This is a genomic window from Micavibrio aeruginosavorus ARL-13 (assembly GCF_000226315.1).
GTDB classification, from domain to species: Bacteria; Pseudomonadota; Alphaproteobacteria; order Micavibrionales; family Micavibrionaceae; genus Micavibrio; species Micavibrio aeruginosavorus_B.
In genome coordinates, this window is sequence record NC_016026.1 from 1,425,669 (window position 1) to 1,438,556 (window position 12,888).

14 protein-coding genes are annotated in these 12,888 nt (G+C 56.0%); 5 read left to right on the plus strand and 9 right to left on the minus strand.

The features are described 5' to 3' along the window. Positions 1-112 precede the first annotated feature (112 nt). Genes prmC through prfA form a run of 3 tightly spaced genes read right to left on the minus strand, consistent with a single transcriptional unit; the run spans position 113 to position 2,645 of the window. Positions 113-967: a peptide chain release factor N(5)-glutamine methyltransferase gene (gene prmC / locus MICA_RS06735; RefSeq protein ID WP_014102967.1), complete on the minus strand. Its 855-nt coding sequence runs from the start codon at positions 965-967 to the stop codon at positions 113-115. After that, positions 955-1,524 (minus strand): hypothetical protein, encoded by a 570-nt coding sequence (locus MICA_RS06740; RefSeq protein WP_014102968.1) that lies wholly within the window; start codon positions 1,522-1,524, stop codon positions 955-957. Before MICA_RS06740 ends, prmC begins: the two co-directional genes overlap by 13 nt. A 59-nt stretch (positions 1,525-1,583) precedes the next feature. Continuing rightward, complete coding sequence (gene prfA, locus MICA_RS06745; protein ID WP_014102969.1) at positions 1,584-2,645, minus strand: peptide chain release factor 1; 1,062 nt, start codon at positions 2,643-2,645, stop codon at positions 1,584-1,586. Positions 2,646-2,780: 135 nt separating this feature from the next. Here prfA and MICA_RS06750 point away from each other — a divergent pair, with 135 nt between their 5' ends. After that, entirely contained in the window at positions 2,781-4,034 is a 1,254-nt protein-coding gene (locus MICA_RS06750; protein ID WP_014102970.1) for a hypothetical protein, read from the plus strand. On the opposite strand, the gene MICA_RS06755 is transcribed toward MICA_RS06750, so the two are convergent. Together MICA_RS06755 and ispG are read right to left on the minus strand one after the other, a co-directional pair. Continuing rightward, positions 4,031-4,453 carry a hypothetical protein gene (locus tag MICA_RS06755; protein WP_014102971.1) on the minus strand — a complete coding sequence of 141 codons (423 nt, stop codon included), beginning with the start codon at positions 4,451-4,453 and terminating at the stop codon, positions 4,031-4,033. The two genes, MICA_RS06750 and MICA_RS06755, sit on opposite strands and share 4 nt — an antisense overlap. A gap of 110 nt (positions 4,454-4,563) precedes the next feature. Next, positions 4,564-5,706: a flavodoxin-dependent (E)-4-hydroxy-3-methylbut-2-enyl-diphosphate synthase gene (gene ispG, locus MICA_RS06760; RefSeq protein WP_041793896.1), complete on the minus strand. Its 1,143-nt coding sequence runs from the start codon at positions 5,704-5,706 to the stop codon at positions 4,564-4,566. A 126-nt stretch (positions 5,707-5,832) separates the two neighbouring features. Between ispG and MICA_RS12460 the strand changes: the two genes are divergently transcribed. Then, positions 5,833-6,585: a J domain-containing protein gene (locus tag MICA_RS12460; RefSeq protein WP_014102973.1), complete on the plus strand. Its 753-nt coding sequence runs from the start codon at positions 5,833-5,835 to the stop codon at positions 6,583-6,585. Between the two features lie 6 nt (positions 6,586-6,591). Here MICA_RS12460 and MICA_RS06770 read toward each other — a convergent pair whose 3' ends face one another. Both MICA_RS06770 and MICA_RS06775 read right to left on the minus strand, forming a co-directional pair. Continuing rightward, complete coding sequence (locus tag MICA_RS06770; RefSeq protein ID WP_049782114.1) at positions 6,592-7,761, minus strand: helix-turn-helix domain-containing protein; 1,170 nt, start codon at positions 7,759-7,761, stop codon at positions 6,592-6,594. A 123-nt stretch (positions 7,762-7,884) separates the two neighbouring features. Continuing rightward, the gene (locus MICA_RS06775; protein ID WP_014102976.1) at positions 7,885-9,111 is read right to left on the minus strand and encodes an aspartate kinase; all 1,227 of its coding nucleotides are present in this window, start codon (positions 9,109-9,111) and stop codon (positions 7,885-7,887) included. Between the two features lie 94 nt (positions 9,112-9,205). Between MICA_RS06775 and ubiG the strand changes: the two genes are divergently transcribed. Both ubiG and MICA_RS06785 read left to right on the plus strand, forming a co-directional pair. Further along, the gene (gene ubiG / locus MICA_RS06780) at positions 9,206-9,961 is read left to right on the plus strand and encodes a bifunctional 2-polyprenyl-6-hydroxyphenol methylase/3-demethylubiquinol 3-O-methyltransferase UbiG (protein ID WP_014102977.1); all 756 of its coding nucleotides are present in this window, start codon (positions 9,206-9,208) and stop codon (positions 9,959-9,961) included. After that, the gene (locus MICA_RS06785) at positions 9,958-10,158 is read left to right on the plus strand and encodes a twin transmembrane helix small protein (RefSeq protein WP_014102978.1); all 201 of its coding nucleotides are present in this window, start codon (positions 9,958-9,960) and stop codon (positions 10,156-10,158) included. Before ubiG ends, MICA_RS06785 begins: the two co-directional genes overlap by 4 nt. Here MICA_RS06785 and MICA_RS06790 read toward each other — a convergent pair. Both MICA_RS06790 and MICA_RS06795 read right to left on the minus strand, forming a co-directional pair. Continuing rightward, a complete protein-coding gene (locus tag MICA_RS06790) occupies positions 10,155-10,565 on the minus strand; it encodes a hypothetical protein (protein ID WP_014102979.1) in 411 nt (136 codons plus the stop codon). The two genes, MICA_RS06785 and MICA_RS06790, sit on opposite strands and share 4 nt — an antisense overlap. A gap of 10 nt (positions 10,566-10,575) precedes the next feature. Then, positions 10,576-11,868, minus strand: coding sequence for a pentapeptide repeat-containing protein (locus MICA_RS06795; protein ID WP_236619862.1), 1,293 nt, complete (start codon positions 11,866-11,868; stop codon positions 10,576-10,578). A 207-nt stretch (positions 11,869-12,075) separates the two neighbouring features. On the opposite strand from MICA_RS06795, the gene MICA_RS06800 reads away from it, so the two are divergent. Further along, the gene (locus MICA_RS06800) at positions 12,076-12,888 is read left to right on the plus strand and encodes a hypothetical protein (protein WP_014102982.1); all 813 of its coding nucleotides are present in this window, start codon (positions 12,076-12,078) and stop codon (positions 12,886-12,888) included.

Here is a 12,888-nt window from a genome sequence, read left to right on the forward strand (position 1 = left end):
CCGTTTTGAAAAACGATGTTTCGATTCCGTCAAACTGACCCGTGTTCTTGTGAACTGTTGTAAGTGTACAGGGGGGCTTGAATCCGCCACAAGGCGGGCGCACAAGCTTTTTTTATTTATCCCCATACGAGATTTCCACAACCCGCGGAATTCCGCCCAAATCGGCCCATACCCGGCCCCGAGTCGCGCCAATATTTTCAACGAGTCGCGTGATGTCCTTTAACTGATTTATGCCAATTTCCCACAGCATCACGCCGCCGGGTTTTAAGCGCGATTTTCCTTGTTCAAGGATCATCCGATAGGCATCCAACCCATCATTTCCCCCATCCAAGGCCAGAATCGGGTCGAATCTGCGGACATTTTCATCCAATGATTCGATATCCTTAGAGGGAATATAGGGCGGATTCGACACAATCAGGTCAAAACGATCATCAATTCCATCGGCCCAGCGCGTGTGCACCACCTGAATCCGGTCCGCCACCCCATTATTCGCAGCATTCAACCGGGCCGTATCCACCGCCCCGATGGCCAAATCGGTCGCAATCCCGGCCGCGCCCGGCCATTCGGCCAGCAATGTGATGATAATACACCCGGTTCCCGTACCGATATCCAGAATCCGCTTTGGCGGCTCCTGCCCCTTGAAACATTCCAGCGCGGCCTCAATCAATGTTTCGGTATCGGCGCGCGGGTCCAGCGTATCCGGCGACAGGACAAAATCCCGCCCCCAAAATTCACGACTGCCCAGAATCCGGGATGGCGGTTCCCCCGCCAGACGACGGGCGACCATAGCCTCCAACCGATCCAGATCAGCCTGTGGATAAGTCTGTGCAGAACCTGTGATCAAATCCGCATCCGACACCCCCAGCGCCGCCTTGACCAGAATACGCGCCTCCAACCCCGGGTTTTCAACCCCGGCGGCCCGGAAACGGGTCTGGATATCTTTGTAGAGAGGAACTAGCGTTTGCATTCACATTCGCATTTACAACGATGTGGCGGCGGTGGCGGTGCCTTGGGCGGCGTCCGGGGCCGGCCCGTCGCCCGGATAAGCTTACCTCTGGCATCATTTTCGGCGTCTTCGCGCGAAATGGGACGCCAGTCAAAAACCCGCCCCGCACCATAAGTCGCCGCCGCGAGTAGAAACAACCAGACAGCAGGCTCCTTCTCACGCTCTGGCAAGGAATACAGCCCCACAGAAGCCACCGCTGCGAAAACCACACTGGCAACCACAGTTTTCAAACGGCGCTTCTTGCTCCTGACCGCGCGGCCAAAACGGTCGCTCAGGTCGTGTTCAGAATACCCTGCCGCCTCAAGAAGCGCGGGCTCACACCCCAGCGCGCTGGCTGTATCCTTGAGCAAGGCTTTGCGGTGCAGTTGTTCCGGCGTATCCGGCTTAATATGGACGATGATGCAATCTTCAGCCGGGGGGGCGATTTCGACCTGAATGGTTGGCAAAACCCCCGGGTTCCCGCCCGTTTTGCGGGCTGGTTCGTCCAGTTTGGTGGGCTTGTTTTGCTTATCCGTCATGACAATCCCCTGCTTCTATAGAATGGTGTTTTATAGAAAATAAAGGGGCACGCTGTCAATTATTCCAGCTCCGCCAGTTTCTCCGCGTTTTCCTCGGAGATCAGGGCGTCGATGAATTTGTCGAGGTCTTTGCCGCTTAAGACATCGTCCAGCGCATACAACGTCATATTGATGCGGTGGTCGGTGACCCGACCTTGGGGGAAGTTATAGGTGCGGATACGTTCGGACCGGTCGCCCGACCCCACCTGGGATTTCCGGTTGGCACTGCGTTCTTCGGCCTGTTTCCGCCATTGCGCTTCGTACAATTTGGACCGCAGCATTTTCATCGCCGTGTCGCGGTTCTTATGCTGGGACTTACCCTCCTGACATGCGGCCACGGTTCCGGTGGGAATATGGGTAATGCGGACCGCGCTTTCGGTCTTGTTGACGTGCTGGCCGCCCGCGCCCTGCGCCCGGTAGACGTCGATGCGCAGGTCTTTTTCATCAATGTGAATGTCGACATCTTCGGCCTCGGGCATCACGGCCACGGTGGCGGCGGATGTATGGATACGCCCCCCGGCTTCCGTCACCGGAATACGCTGGACCCGGTGGCCCCCGGATTCATATTTCAGGCGGGAAAACACATCGGACCCCTGCACCTCGACGATAATTTCCTTGTACCCGCCCAGGTCATTCTCGCTCATCTCGGCCACTTCAAAACGCCAGCCCCGTGTGGCGGCATAGCCCCGGTACATGGCAAACAGGTCGGCGGCGAACAAAGCGGCTTCGTCCCCCCCGGTCCCGGCCCGGATTTCCAGAATGGCGTTGCGGGAGTCGGCTTCGTCCTTCGGGATCAGGGCCAGTTTGACCTGTTCCTCCAAACCCGGCAGGCGGTCCTTCAGGGCGTAAAGTTCTTCCTGGGCCATTTCGGCCATGTCCTTGTCGGACAGCATGGCTTCCAGATCGGCTTTTTCCTTCAGGGCGGCGTCATAGGCATCAATCGCCTCGACCACCGGGCCGAGCTCGGCATATTCGCGTGACAGCTTGACGTATGCTTCGCCGCTCAAATTGCCTTCCCCCATCAGGGCGGCCAGTTCGCTGTGCCGGGCCTTGATCGGGCCCATTTTGTCCTTCAGTGCCATGGAATGCCTTATATATCCTTGTCTTCGGTGGCTCTTTTACCACCAAAGCCGGATTTTGCAAAAGCCCTTGCGTCTGGTTTGGGCCCCAGCTAAGACTTTCCCATATTCAAAAAACATTGAGCCGGGGGCTTGGGCATGTCATTTTCTTCCATCGAAGGTGTTCACTATATCCTGGATCGCTACACCATCCTGAACGCGATGATGGCGGATGGTGATTTCAAGGAGCGCATCACCCCGGATAGCCCCGCGCAGGACATTGCCAAGGTCGTGAAACTGGCCCGGGCCCTGTACCACCCCGACCGTCAGGCCCGCAGCGGCAAAGCCATGCAGGAAAAAGCCGAACGCGCGACCCACTTGGTCGAAGAATGCGCCCGGTTCCTGTGCGTTGCGGATATCAAACCGCTTTATGATGCCAAGCTGGCCCAGTTCCAGGTGGAAAAACCCGACCTGGTCAGCACGGATGGCACACCGATCATTGATCTGTCCGCCCCGGTGCTGGATATGGACGGCCTGCTCTCGGACGAAATCCGCGACACATCCGCGTTTGAAGACTACGTCAAAACCATGTCCGGTTATGACGAAGGCAAAACGGTCCAGATGAAAAGCCTGTATGACAGCATGCCGGATAACGCCCAAATCAAAATCGTGTATCGCGATATGCTGGGCCAAAAGCTGGCATACCTTGACCTGCTGGAAGATGCGGCGTGGACGAAGCTGGGCTACATCAACCGGAAAAACAAAACTGACGGGCACGTTACCAGCAGCGATCTGTACGCCGCGAAGGTGGAAGAAGCCCTGCAAAACGCGGCCGCGCGGGACATTGAACCGGGCATTGACATGCGCGGTGACGCCGCACGCATCGGTCTGGCCACCCTGCCCTTGTTGCTGACCTTTAACCCGGCATCCGGCACGGCCCTGATGGACCCGGCACAGATGCAGACGATGATGCAGGATTTAAAAGACCGCGCTCGCAAGAATTTTGAAATTCGCGCCGATTACGTGCGTGATGTTGCCCGCCAGAAACAGGCCGTGATGGAAGAGCTGGTCACCCTCAGCACCGTATACCCCATCAACACGCACAAGAAGACAAACCCGCTTTATGATTTCTACCTCGTCAGCGCGCAGGATACGAAAAACGTGATGTTCCGTCTGGAATTAAACGCCAAGACGGGGAAATCCACCGTGGCCGAAGCCTATGGTGAAACATTCACGCTGGATGATTTGAAAGCCAGCAAGCCAAGCCGCAACAGTTTTGTTGTCGAACACAACGCGGATATTTCGGACATTCTGATTGAAACAACCGCCGCGGCCGAGCGCGTGTATCAGGCGGTTAAAGACACGTTCAACAAACCGCGCAAACCCCGCGCACCGAAAGCGCCCCAGCCTTAGAATGTCAGTTTTTTTACGCCCAGCATTTCCGCACGTTCGCATCGACGGCGGTGCAGGTTGGATTGGCAATCGAAATGATAGGTTTTTTGCAAGACATCGATCCAGCCATTGATTGCCATGCGGGCCGCACGGGCATTCATATTGGATAATGCCGAAAAGTCCATCGCGCCTGTGTGCGTGACCGCGTATTGACCCTGATCATCCAAAGTCACGTGCAATTTATTGTATGCGCGATCTTGTAAATCGCGATCAGTGAATTGAATTTCAAAATCGCGCAGTGAATTATATTCAACGCGGAACGTATGGCGGGCCCCCACGACACCATCCAGCAACGTCACAAATTCAAGCAGACGTTTATCAATGGATGGTTTCGGATGCCCATCGGCATCAAACGCGGATTTCGCGGACACATCACTCATGGCTCAGACTCTCTACAGCCTTCATTCATTCTTATTATTATGGGAATGAATATAGCTGTTTTCCGGACCGGCCCGCAAGGATTTTGCGTGTTTTGGCGGTTTTACGAACCTTACGCCGCCTTATCCTTTGATTTGGCGTCGATTTCGGCGGCTTTTTCCTCAACCATCTTCACCAGATGGTCGACGATGCTCTCATCCCCTTCGCGCAGGCGGTGGGCGGTCTGGCCGCCAATGTAAATCTGGTGCGTGCCTTTACCGCCACCGGTTAAGCCGATATCGGTCATCAGCGCTTCACCCGGGCCGTTGACCACGCATCCGATCACGGAAATGGTCATCGGCGTGGTGATGTGGGCCAGACGGTCTTCCAATGTGGAGACGGTTTTGATCACATCAAATTGCTGGCGCGCGCAGGACGGGCACGCAATGACGTTGACGCCACGGTGGCGCAGGCCGAGGGCCTTGAGCATTTCAAACCCGACCTTCACCTCCTCCACCGGATCGGCGGACAGGGACACGCGGATCGTATCGCCAATCCCGGCCCACAGCAGCGAGCCAATGCCGATGGATGATTTCACCGTACCCGTGCGCAAACCGCCGGCTTCGGTAATACCCAGATGGATCGGGCAATCGGTTTGTTCGGCCAGCATTTGATACGCGGCCACGGCCATGAAGACGTCGGACGCCTTGCAAGAAATTTTGAAATTGTGGAAGTCCAGATCCTGCAAAATCTTGATATGACGCAGGCCCGATTCAACCATCGCATCCGGGCACGGTTCGCCGTATTTTTCCAGCAGATCGCGTTCCAGCGACCCAGCATTCACGCCAATGCGGATCGAGCAATTGTAATCACGTGCGGCCTTGATCACTTCCTTCACGCGCTCTTCCGACCCGATATTGCCCGGATTGATCCGCAGGCACGCCGCGCCGTTCTGGGCCGCCTCAACCCCGCGTTTATAGTGAAAATGAATATCGGCCACGATCGGCACGTTCACTTGCTTCACAATATCTTTCAGCGCGGCGGAGGATTCAGCATCCGGGCAGGACACGCGGACAATATCAACGCCCGCGGCTTCGCACGCCTTGATCTGCGCCACGGTTGCCGCCACATCGTGCGTCAACGTGTTGGTCATCGTCTGCACCGTAATCGGCGCGTCCCCACCCACGGGAACGTTGCCCACCATGATCTGGCGGGATTTACGGCGCGGAATATGCCGCCATGGGCGGACATGGGTATGATCGTCGTGCGTGCTCATAGCCATTCAATGCCCCGTTTCCGGGATTTTTTCAACGGTTTTACCTGTTTTCCTTGAAACCATCCTTTTGTTTATGTTATGTAAATAAATTGCATGGTTTACTGCGTATAAAGTGAGGAGCCCCCAATGACTGCATACCAACCCGATTATTATGCCGCTCTGGGTGTTTCACGCCATGCGTCACAGGACGAAATCAAGCTGGGCTATCGCCGCGCGGCCTTTAAAACGCACCCGGACCGTGACGGCGGAAGCGAAACACGCTTCAAATTGGTTGGTGAGGCCTATGACACATTATCCGATCGCGCCAAACGCACCGCCTATGACCAGAACAACCCGCTGGCCGGTTTGAAAACCGCGCAGCAGAACGCAGCGCCCCCGTCCGCGCAGCCAACACCAGAACCGCAAAACGACAATCTGGTCGATCGCGTGAATGCGATTGTTGATCACTGGAATGATTATCTGGATACGCTGGAAAATCTGGGGTCCTTGCGCAAAACCGCCAATCTGCATTTTCAAAAGACGCATGCCGATTTGTTTATGCAGGGTGCCGTGTGGGACAATGACCTGATCCGCCCGCAATTCAACGCCCATGCCGACGCCGCCCGCACAACATTACGGACGCAGGCCAATGAAACACTGGATGTGGCAGTGAATAAATTTTCGTCCGAGGATCGTGGACTGGGACCCTATATCCTGGATGTGAAGCGCGTCGTGAAAACGCACACCGAAACCGGGAACATGATTAACACAGCGGGCGTGCGCGCTGCCTTTGCCGCGATTGAGGAAAAACTGGCCAAGCGTCAGGATGTAATTCAAAACACGCTGGACGTGATCGGTGGAAAGACCACCGACCTGCGTTATAAACCGCAAACGTTATAAGATTATTTATTCACGAAGACCGAGAGCGCGGATGGCTTCTTCATCCTCGCGCGAAGTGCTGCGAGACGGTGCCGTGCGCGCCGGAGCGGTGGCACGTTCCTCGACAGCCGGACGGTTTTTCAACGATTCCTCATCCAGCGTAATGCCGCGCAAAATATCGCCCGGACGCCCAAGGGCCGGAATGACCTCGCCATTGATGCTCAGCTCCAACCCGCCGGCATTCCCGGTGTCCAGACGCAGACCGTAATTTTCTTCCGGCACAACGATGGTTTCCCCCGGCTTCAGAATGCGGGACACCAGCGCTTTGCCCTTCTTGTCACGGATTTCAACCCATGACCGATCCTTCACACTGATGACAATTTGACGGCCCGGCGGTGCGGGCGGAACAGCCAAGGATTCCGTCGGTGTCGTTGCCGCAGCCACGCCCGTTGCCGGATCAACCGGCTGACCAGGAACCGCCGACGCCGTTGCCGCAGGGTCAGTAACCGCAGCCACAGCCTCGGCCGCAGTTGCCGCAGCCGTCGCAGCATCAACCGCAACAGTTGCCGCGGTGCCATCACCCGGAACCGCCGTGGCAGCGGTAGAATCCTGCGGTGTTGCAACAGCCAAAGCCCCCGGCACCGTCGCCCCAGGCAACGAGGCCGCCGTGCTGGCCGCAACGGTTTCTTGGACCGGCGGCGGAATATCGGTTGTCGCCGTGTCGGCGCGCATTTCGACGGGAACATTCGGAATGGCGGCGATTGTCGCTTCCTTCGTTCCGGCATTCATGATGACCCAGCCACCACCAATCACGGTCATGACCAGCAAAGACGCAATCACCAGCATCGTGCCCGGCACTTTGCTGTCAGACGCCGGTGCAGGGAAATGCAATTCCGGCATTTCTTCTTTTTGTCCGACCGATTGCATCTTGAACAGCTGAACCATCTTGTCGCCGTCCAGCCCGAGATATTCGGAATAGGTGCGCACATAACCGATCGCGTACACGCGGCCCGGCAGTTGCGACACGTCACCACTTTCCAGTGCTTCCAATTGCGATGCGCGAATGCGCAAATAACCCGCGACCTCGTCCAGCGACTGTTCAAAATGAACGCGCGTGCGACGCAGGATCTCACCCACAGGAAGATCCGTGTAAAATTCCCAGCCTTGCTCGCCCTCGCGGCGTTGCTGCTCAGTCATGCGAGTGTATTAACCTTTGCTTCAGGATTGGCTTTAAAGCTCTATAATCATTACACGATATGACGGGCGGCGGAAAGGGGCTAATCCGCACGATATACGCCCGACACCATAATTTTATGTCAATCAATCCAGCCCATACGCCGTATGCAGGGCGCGGATGGCCAATTCGGTGTAATCCTCGGCGATCAGAACGCTGATTTTGATTTCCGAGGTGGAGATGGCCTGGATATTAATGCCCTTCTCCGCCAGCGCCGCGAACATGGTCTGCGCCACACCGGCGTGGCTCTTCATACCAATACCGACGACGGACACCTTGGCCACGCGGGCGTCGGTGTGGATTTTCAAATCTTTCAACGACGCAACATTTTTCAACGTTTCCAACGCGCGGTCCAGATCGGCGCGCGTCACGGTGAACGTCATGTCGGTCAATTTGCCATCATGCGATACGTTTTGAACGATCATATCGACATTGATGTTAGCGTTGCTCAACGGACCAAAGACAGAAGCCGCAATGCCCGGAATATCCGGCACGTTGATGAGGGTGATTTTCGCTTCATCGCGGCTGTAGGTAATGCCGTTGACGATATGCTGTTCCACGATGTCTTCCTCTCTGGTGACAAGGGTTCCGGGCAGGTCACTGCCGATCGACGGTTCAAAGGTGGACAACACCTGAACCGGAACATTCTGTTTCATCGCCATTTCGACGGAGCGTGTTTGCAACACCTTCGCCCCCAATGACGCCATTTCAACCATTTCTTCGTACGACACGCGCGCCAGTTTGCGGGCGTTGGGCACAATGCGCGGGTCGGTCGTGTAAACGCCGTTCACGTCGGTGTAAATATCGCAACGATCGGCCTTTAACGCGGCGGCCAGCGCAACGGCGGTCGTGTCCGACCCGCCACGGCCCAGCGTGGAAATGCGATTCATGGGCGTCACACCCTGAAACCCCGCCAACACGGCGACTTCGCCCGCGCTCAGGCGTTTATCAAATTCGACGGTGCGGATTTCTTCGATACGGGCCTTGCCGTGCATGTCGTTGGTGACCAGCGGCACCTGCCACCCCTGCCACGACCGCGCCATGACGCCACGTTTTTGCAGGGCCAGCGCCATCAACCCGGCGGTAATGTTCTCACCGCTGGACACCACCGCGTCATATTCCCGTGCATCGTGCAGTGGGCTGATGCCGCGGCAAAAATCGACCAGCTGGTTCGTGACCCCCGCCATGGCGGATACAACCACCGCGACCTGATGCCCACGTGCAACCTCGGCCACCACTTTTTCAGCGGCGTTTTCGATCTCCGGAATACCGGCGACGGAGGTTCCTCCGAATTTCAGGACAAGGCGGGCCATAAACACACAAAAACGGGGTAAGAATTGACTTTAACTGCATTTACCCATACTTAGAAAACAGTCAGAAATCAAAGGGAAAACAGGTTTTTCACCCGTGACAGCGCACAAATCCAGAACAACAGACCCGGACGAAATCCGCCATTTTGCCAAGGACTCCGCCCATTGGTGGGATGAAACCGGGCCATTTGCGCCGTTGCACCGTTTAAACCCGGTCCGGATGGGCTTTATCCGCGATGTTCTGGCCCCGGATGCGGGCGGGTCATTGCGCCCCCTCGCCGGCCTGAAAATTCTGGATATTGGTTGCGGTGGCGGACTGGTGTCCGAACCACTGGCCCGGATGGGCGCGGATGTTACGGGGCTGGATGCCGACGATGTGGCGATTGGCGTCGCCCAAACCCATGCCGAAGCGGGCGGGCTGGATATCCGTTATTTGAATGACAATGCCGAGGATCTGGCCGGGCGCGAACCCGGCGCGTTTGATTGCGTGGTCGCCCTCGAAATCGTCGAGCATGTCGCCGACATTGATTTGTTTATCGCCGCCATTGCCCGACTGTGCCGTCCCGGTGGCACGGTGATCATGTCCACGCTGAACCGCACACCGAAATCCTTCGCTCTTGGCATCGTCGCGGCGGAATATATTTTGCGGTGGGTCCCAACCGGAACGCATGATTGGAAAAAATTCGTAAAGCCCGCCGAACTGGCCGCCGCCATGCGTCGCCATGGCCTGATCCCGGCGCGCAGCAGCGGGTTGATTTTCAACCCGCTGACCAATTCATTCAGCCTGTCCAAACGTGATCTGGACGTCAATTACCTGATGGTCGCCCACAAACCGGAGACGAAAAAGAAATGAACGCGATTGCCGTTGCCCTGATGCTGGTTGCCTTGGTTGCCGTTGCGGCATCGTTATTTATCGGCGTGTTCTACATGACCCGCGGCCGCGAAGCCGATCATGCCAAAAGCAACAAGATGATGCAGATCCGGGTTTATTTGCAGGGGTTCGCGATTGCAATGTTCGTTCTGGCCATGTTGACCGGGATGAAGAATTAAGGCCGGAACGGTCTACCAACGAACAACAATCGTTCTGCCCCATCAAACACTTCCATCGCGTGGAACGATCCATCATCGGCCCGGAATGTGGCCAACGCACCGCGCGATGATGACAAAGCGGCATCACCGCTGCTGTCCAGCATCACCAAGCCGCTCAACGATGGCTCAAAAACCGCATGGGGCGGAACAGACTCCGCCGCCACGTAATAATGCGGACCAAACCCCGGAACATTGACAATCCACCAGCGTGCGAACGGGCCAGCCTCCTGCGATGTCAGCGTATAGCTGGTCCAGCCACGATCAACGCCATCGAACCCCTTCATCATATAACTGTCGATACCGACAACGCTTGATGGCGGGCAGAAATCGTATGTTACGATGTCATTGATGGTGTAATGCGCGTCCATCTGAAGGGGGTTAACCCATCAACTTCTTCAACGAATCCGGCAGATTGCCGTCGAAAATCGCGCCTTCGATCCGCACGCCTTCGACAATGGCGTTATCCAGCTTGGCACCCGTAAAATCGGCACCGGCCAGATCACAGCCCGTCAAATCGGCATAGGACAAATCGGCACCCTGGAAGGACGATCCGGCAAAACGCGCGCCCGCGCAGTTGGCGTAACGCATGTTGGACCCGTCCAGAATGCACGGGCTGGATTTTTTTGAGCCGTCCGGGTTATCGAATACCAGCGCACGGAAATCGGAATTGCGCAAATCGGCATGGCCCAGTTTCACATTCCGCAAGGACGATCCACGGAAGTCACCACCGCGCAGGAAACAACTGCGGAAATCACAATCATCCAGCATAGCGCTTTGCAATTGAATATCGGTCAGATCCATACCGCAGAAGCGCGCGCGAATGGCCTTCACCGCCGTCAAACGTTCACCCGCCAGTGACAGCAGGATACGCAAATCGTAGCCGGACAGATCCAACTGCCGCCCCTGACGCCCCACGGTGGCAACCCAGTTACGGTGTTCCTTGATCAGTTTGGCCAACGGTTCATCCAGTGCGGAAATGGGCTTGCCCACGTTTTCATCCGTCACCGCGCCGGTTAAATCGGCACCACTGTTGGAAATTTCTTTAATCTCCACCCCAGTCAGGATGGTGGATTTCAGGTTCGCGCCCATCAATTGCGCGCCCTTAATTTCAGCTTCGGTCAGGTCTGCGCCTTCAAACCGCGCGCCACGCAAATCGGCCCCGGTCAAATCAACCTTCGCCATGATCGCGTCAGAGAAATCAGCATTCGACGCCAGCGTGCCGGATAATTTCGCCCCAGCCAGGTTGGCGCCGCGGAAGTTCACGTTCTGCCCCTGCCCGAAACTGCCATCCACCGACATACCGCCCGCACGCAAGTCAGCGTTATCGAGGTTGGCACCGGCAAGGTTCGCGCTCTCAATCCGCGCGCCACGCAAATCCGCGCGCACGAACGTCGTCTTGTTCAAATTCGCATTGGTCAGGTCGCAGGCATAGAGCGAGGCCTCGCGGAAATTCGCCCCGGCCAGATCCATGCTGCTCATGATGCTGCCGCTGAAATCCGCCTGACGCAGATCGCGTTCACGCAAAGACAGGCCGGACAAATCCATCCGTTTCAAAACCGCACGTCGCCCGCCCAGCCGCCCGGCCATAAAACGGCCATGCAACTCAACCGCTTCATCCAGTTGGGTCTGCGTCATCTTTTGGAAGGCGGAGGCTGCTGTATCTGCTGTCATCAAAGAACGCTTGGTTAAATACGGTGGTGTGAATCGGGTCGATGCCGGGAATCCCCGTCTATCTTGTATAGATCATATTCCTTTATTTTTCATTGCCGATCAGCCTTTTGCCAAAGGTTTTTATTTGCCAGAACAAGGACTTCACGTTTTCCCCACTCAAAACCCTTAATTTCTTGCTCTTGCATATTCATTATGTTAAATAAGCGCATGCTGAAAAATATGCTCAAACAAAGTTTCAATCGGGCCAGTCGCGACAGCGGAAAAGCCTGTCTGATCAACTATGTCTGGATCAATAAATCCCCCGACAGCCAGTTTCGCCATGTTGAGTGCACGGTATCATTCAAGCATATTGATTGCGCCCATGACGTCGCCCGGGATCACCCGGATGCCCGGATCAAAATCTGGGTGGATTACAAATTTCTGGATAAACGCTCGGTCGCCTGCCTGCATGAACATCATAAACGTTTCGCGCCACCCAATGTCGAATTGTGCGACCTGAACATCATTCCCCAATACGGGCGCGACCCCGATTTGTTCGGTCCGAATGCGAACAAAAACATTTGGGCCCGCGTTGATGTGGCGCGCCTGATCGTTCTGAAACACGTGTTGAAGAAAGAGCCGGAAACCTACGCCATCTATGCTGATTTTGATGTGCAAGACCCAAAATTAAACAAAGCAAAAGCATTGATGGACAAAAACGGTCTGGCCCTGGCCACAACTGGCGCGCATATCAATCTGGCGCACATGTTGGTGAATTTTCTGCCGGGAATTTTGGAGAATGGATATTTCGCCTTCAAAAAAGATCCCAACGGGCGAAGATTTTTGCACACGCTGCTCAGCCGAACATTTACGTGCGCCACACGGGATTCATCTGGCTATACCCCCTTTGTCACACTGGCCAGCCAGTGGGCGGCAAAGCATAACACGACCCCAAAGCAAATGGCCGTAAACCGGGTTCTGTTTTCCATGGGCCATAATATTCCGCACCAGCAGAAATATTTCGACTGGAAATGGAATTAA

What these genes read in the sequence shown, in the direction of transcription:
- prmC (WP_014102967.1), bottom strand. Translation starts at nt 967, where the DNA reads ATGCAAACGCTAGTTCCTCTCTACAAAGATATCCAGACCCGTTTCCGG.
- MICA_RS06740 (WP_014102968.1), bottom strand. Translation starts at nt 1,524, where the DNA reads ATGACGGATAAGCAAAACAAGCCCACCAAACTGGACGAACCAGCCCGC.
- prfA (WP_014102969.1), bottom strand. Translation starts at nt 2,645, where the DNA reads ATGGCACTGAAGGACAAAATGGGCCCGATCAAGGCCCGGCACAGCGAA.
- MICA_RS06750 (WP_014102970.1), top strand. Translation starts at nt 2,781, where the DNA reads ATGTCATTTTCTTCCATCGAAGGTGTTCACTATATCCTGGATCGCTAC.
- MICA_RS06755 (WP_014102971.1), bottom strand. Translation starts at nt 4,453, where the DNA reads ATGAGTGATGTGTCCGCGAAATCCGCGTTTGATGCCGATGGGCATCCG.
- ispG (WP_041793896.1), bottom strand. Translation starts at nt 5,706, where the DNA reads ATGAGCACGCACGACGATCATACCCATGTCCGCCCATGGCGGCATATT.
- MICA_RS12460 (WP_014102973.1), top strand. Translation starts at nt 5,833, where the DNA reads ATGACTGCATACCAACCCGATTATTATGCCGCTCTGGGTGTTTCACGC.
- MICA_RS06770 (WP_049782114.1), bottom strand. Translation starts at nt 7,761, where the DNA reads ATGACTGAGCAGCAACGCCGCGAGGGCGAGCAAGGCTGGGAATTTTAC.
- MICA_RS06775 (WP_014102976.1), bottom strand. Translation starts at nt 9,111, where the DNA reads ATGGCCCGCCTTGTCCTGAAATTCGGAGGAACCTCCGTCGCCGGTATT.
- MICA_RS06785 (WP_014102978.1), top strand. Translation starts at nt 9,958, where the DNA reads ATGAACGCGATTGCCGTTGCCCTGATGCTGGTTGCCTTGGTTGCCGTT.
- MICA_RS06790 (WP_014102979.1), bottom strand. Translation starts at nt 10,565, where the DNA reads ATGGACGCGCATTACACCATCAATGACATCGTAACATACGATTTCTGC.
- MICA_RS06795 (WP_236619862.1), bottom strand. Translation starts at nt 11,868, where the DNA reads ATGACAGCAGATACAGCAGCCTCCGCCTTCCAAAAGATGACGCAGACC.
- MICA_RS06800 (WP_014102982.1), top strand. Translation starts at nt 12,076, where the DNA reads ATGCTGAAAAATATGCTCAAACAAAGTTTCAATCGGGCCAGTCGCGAC.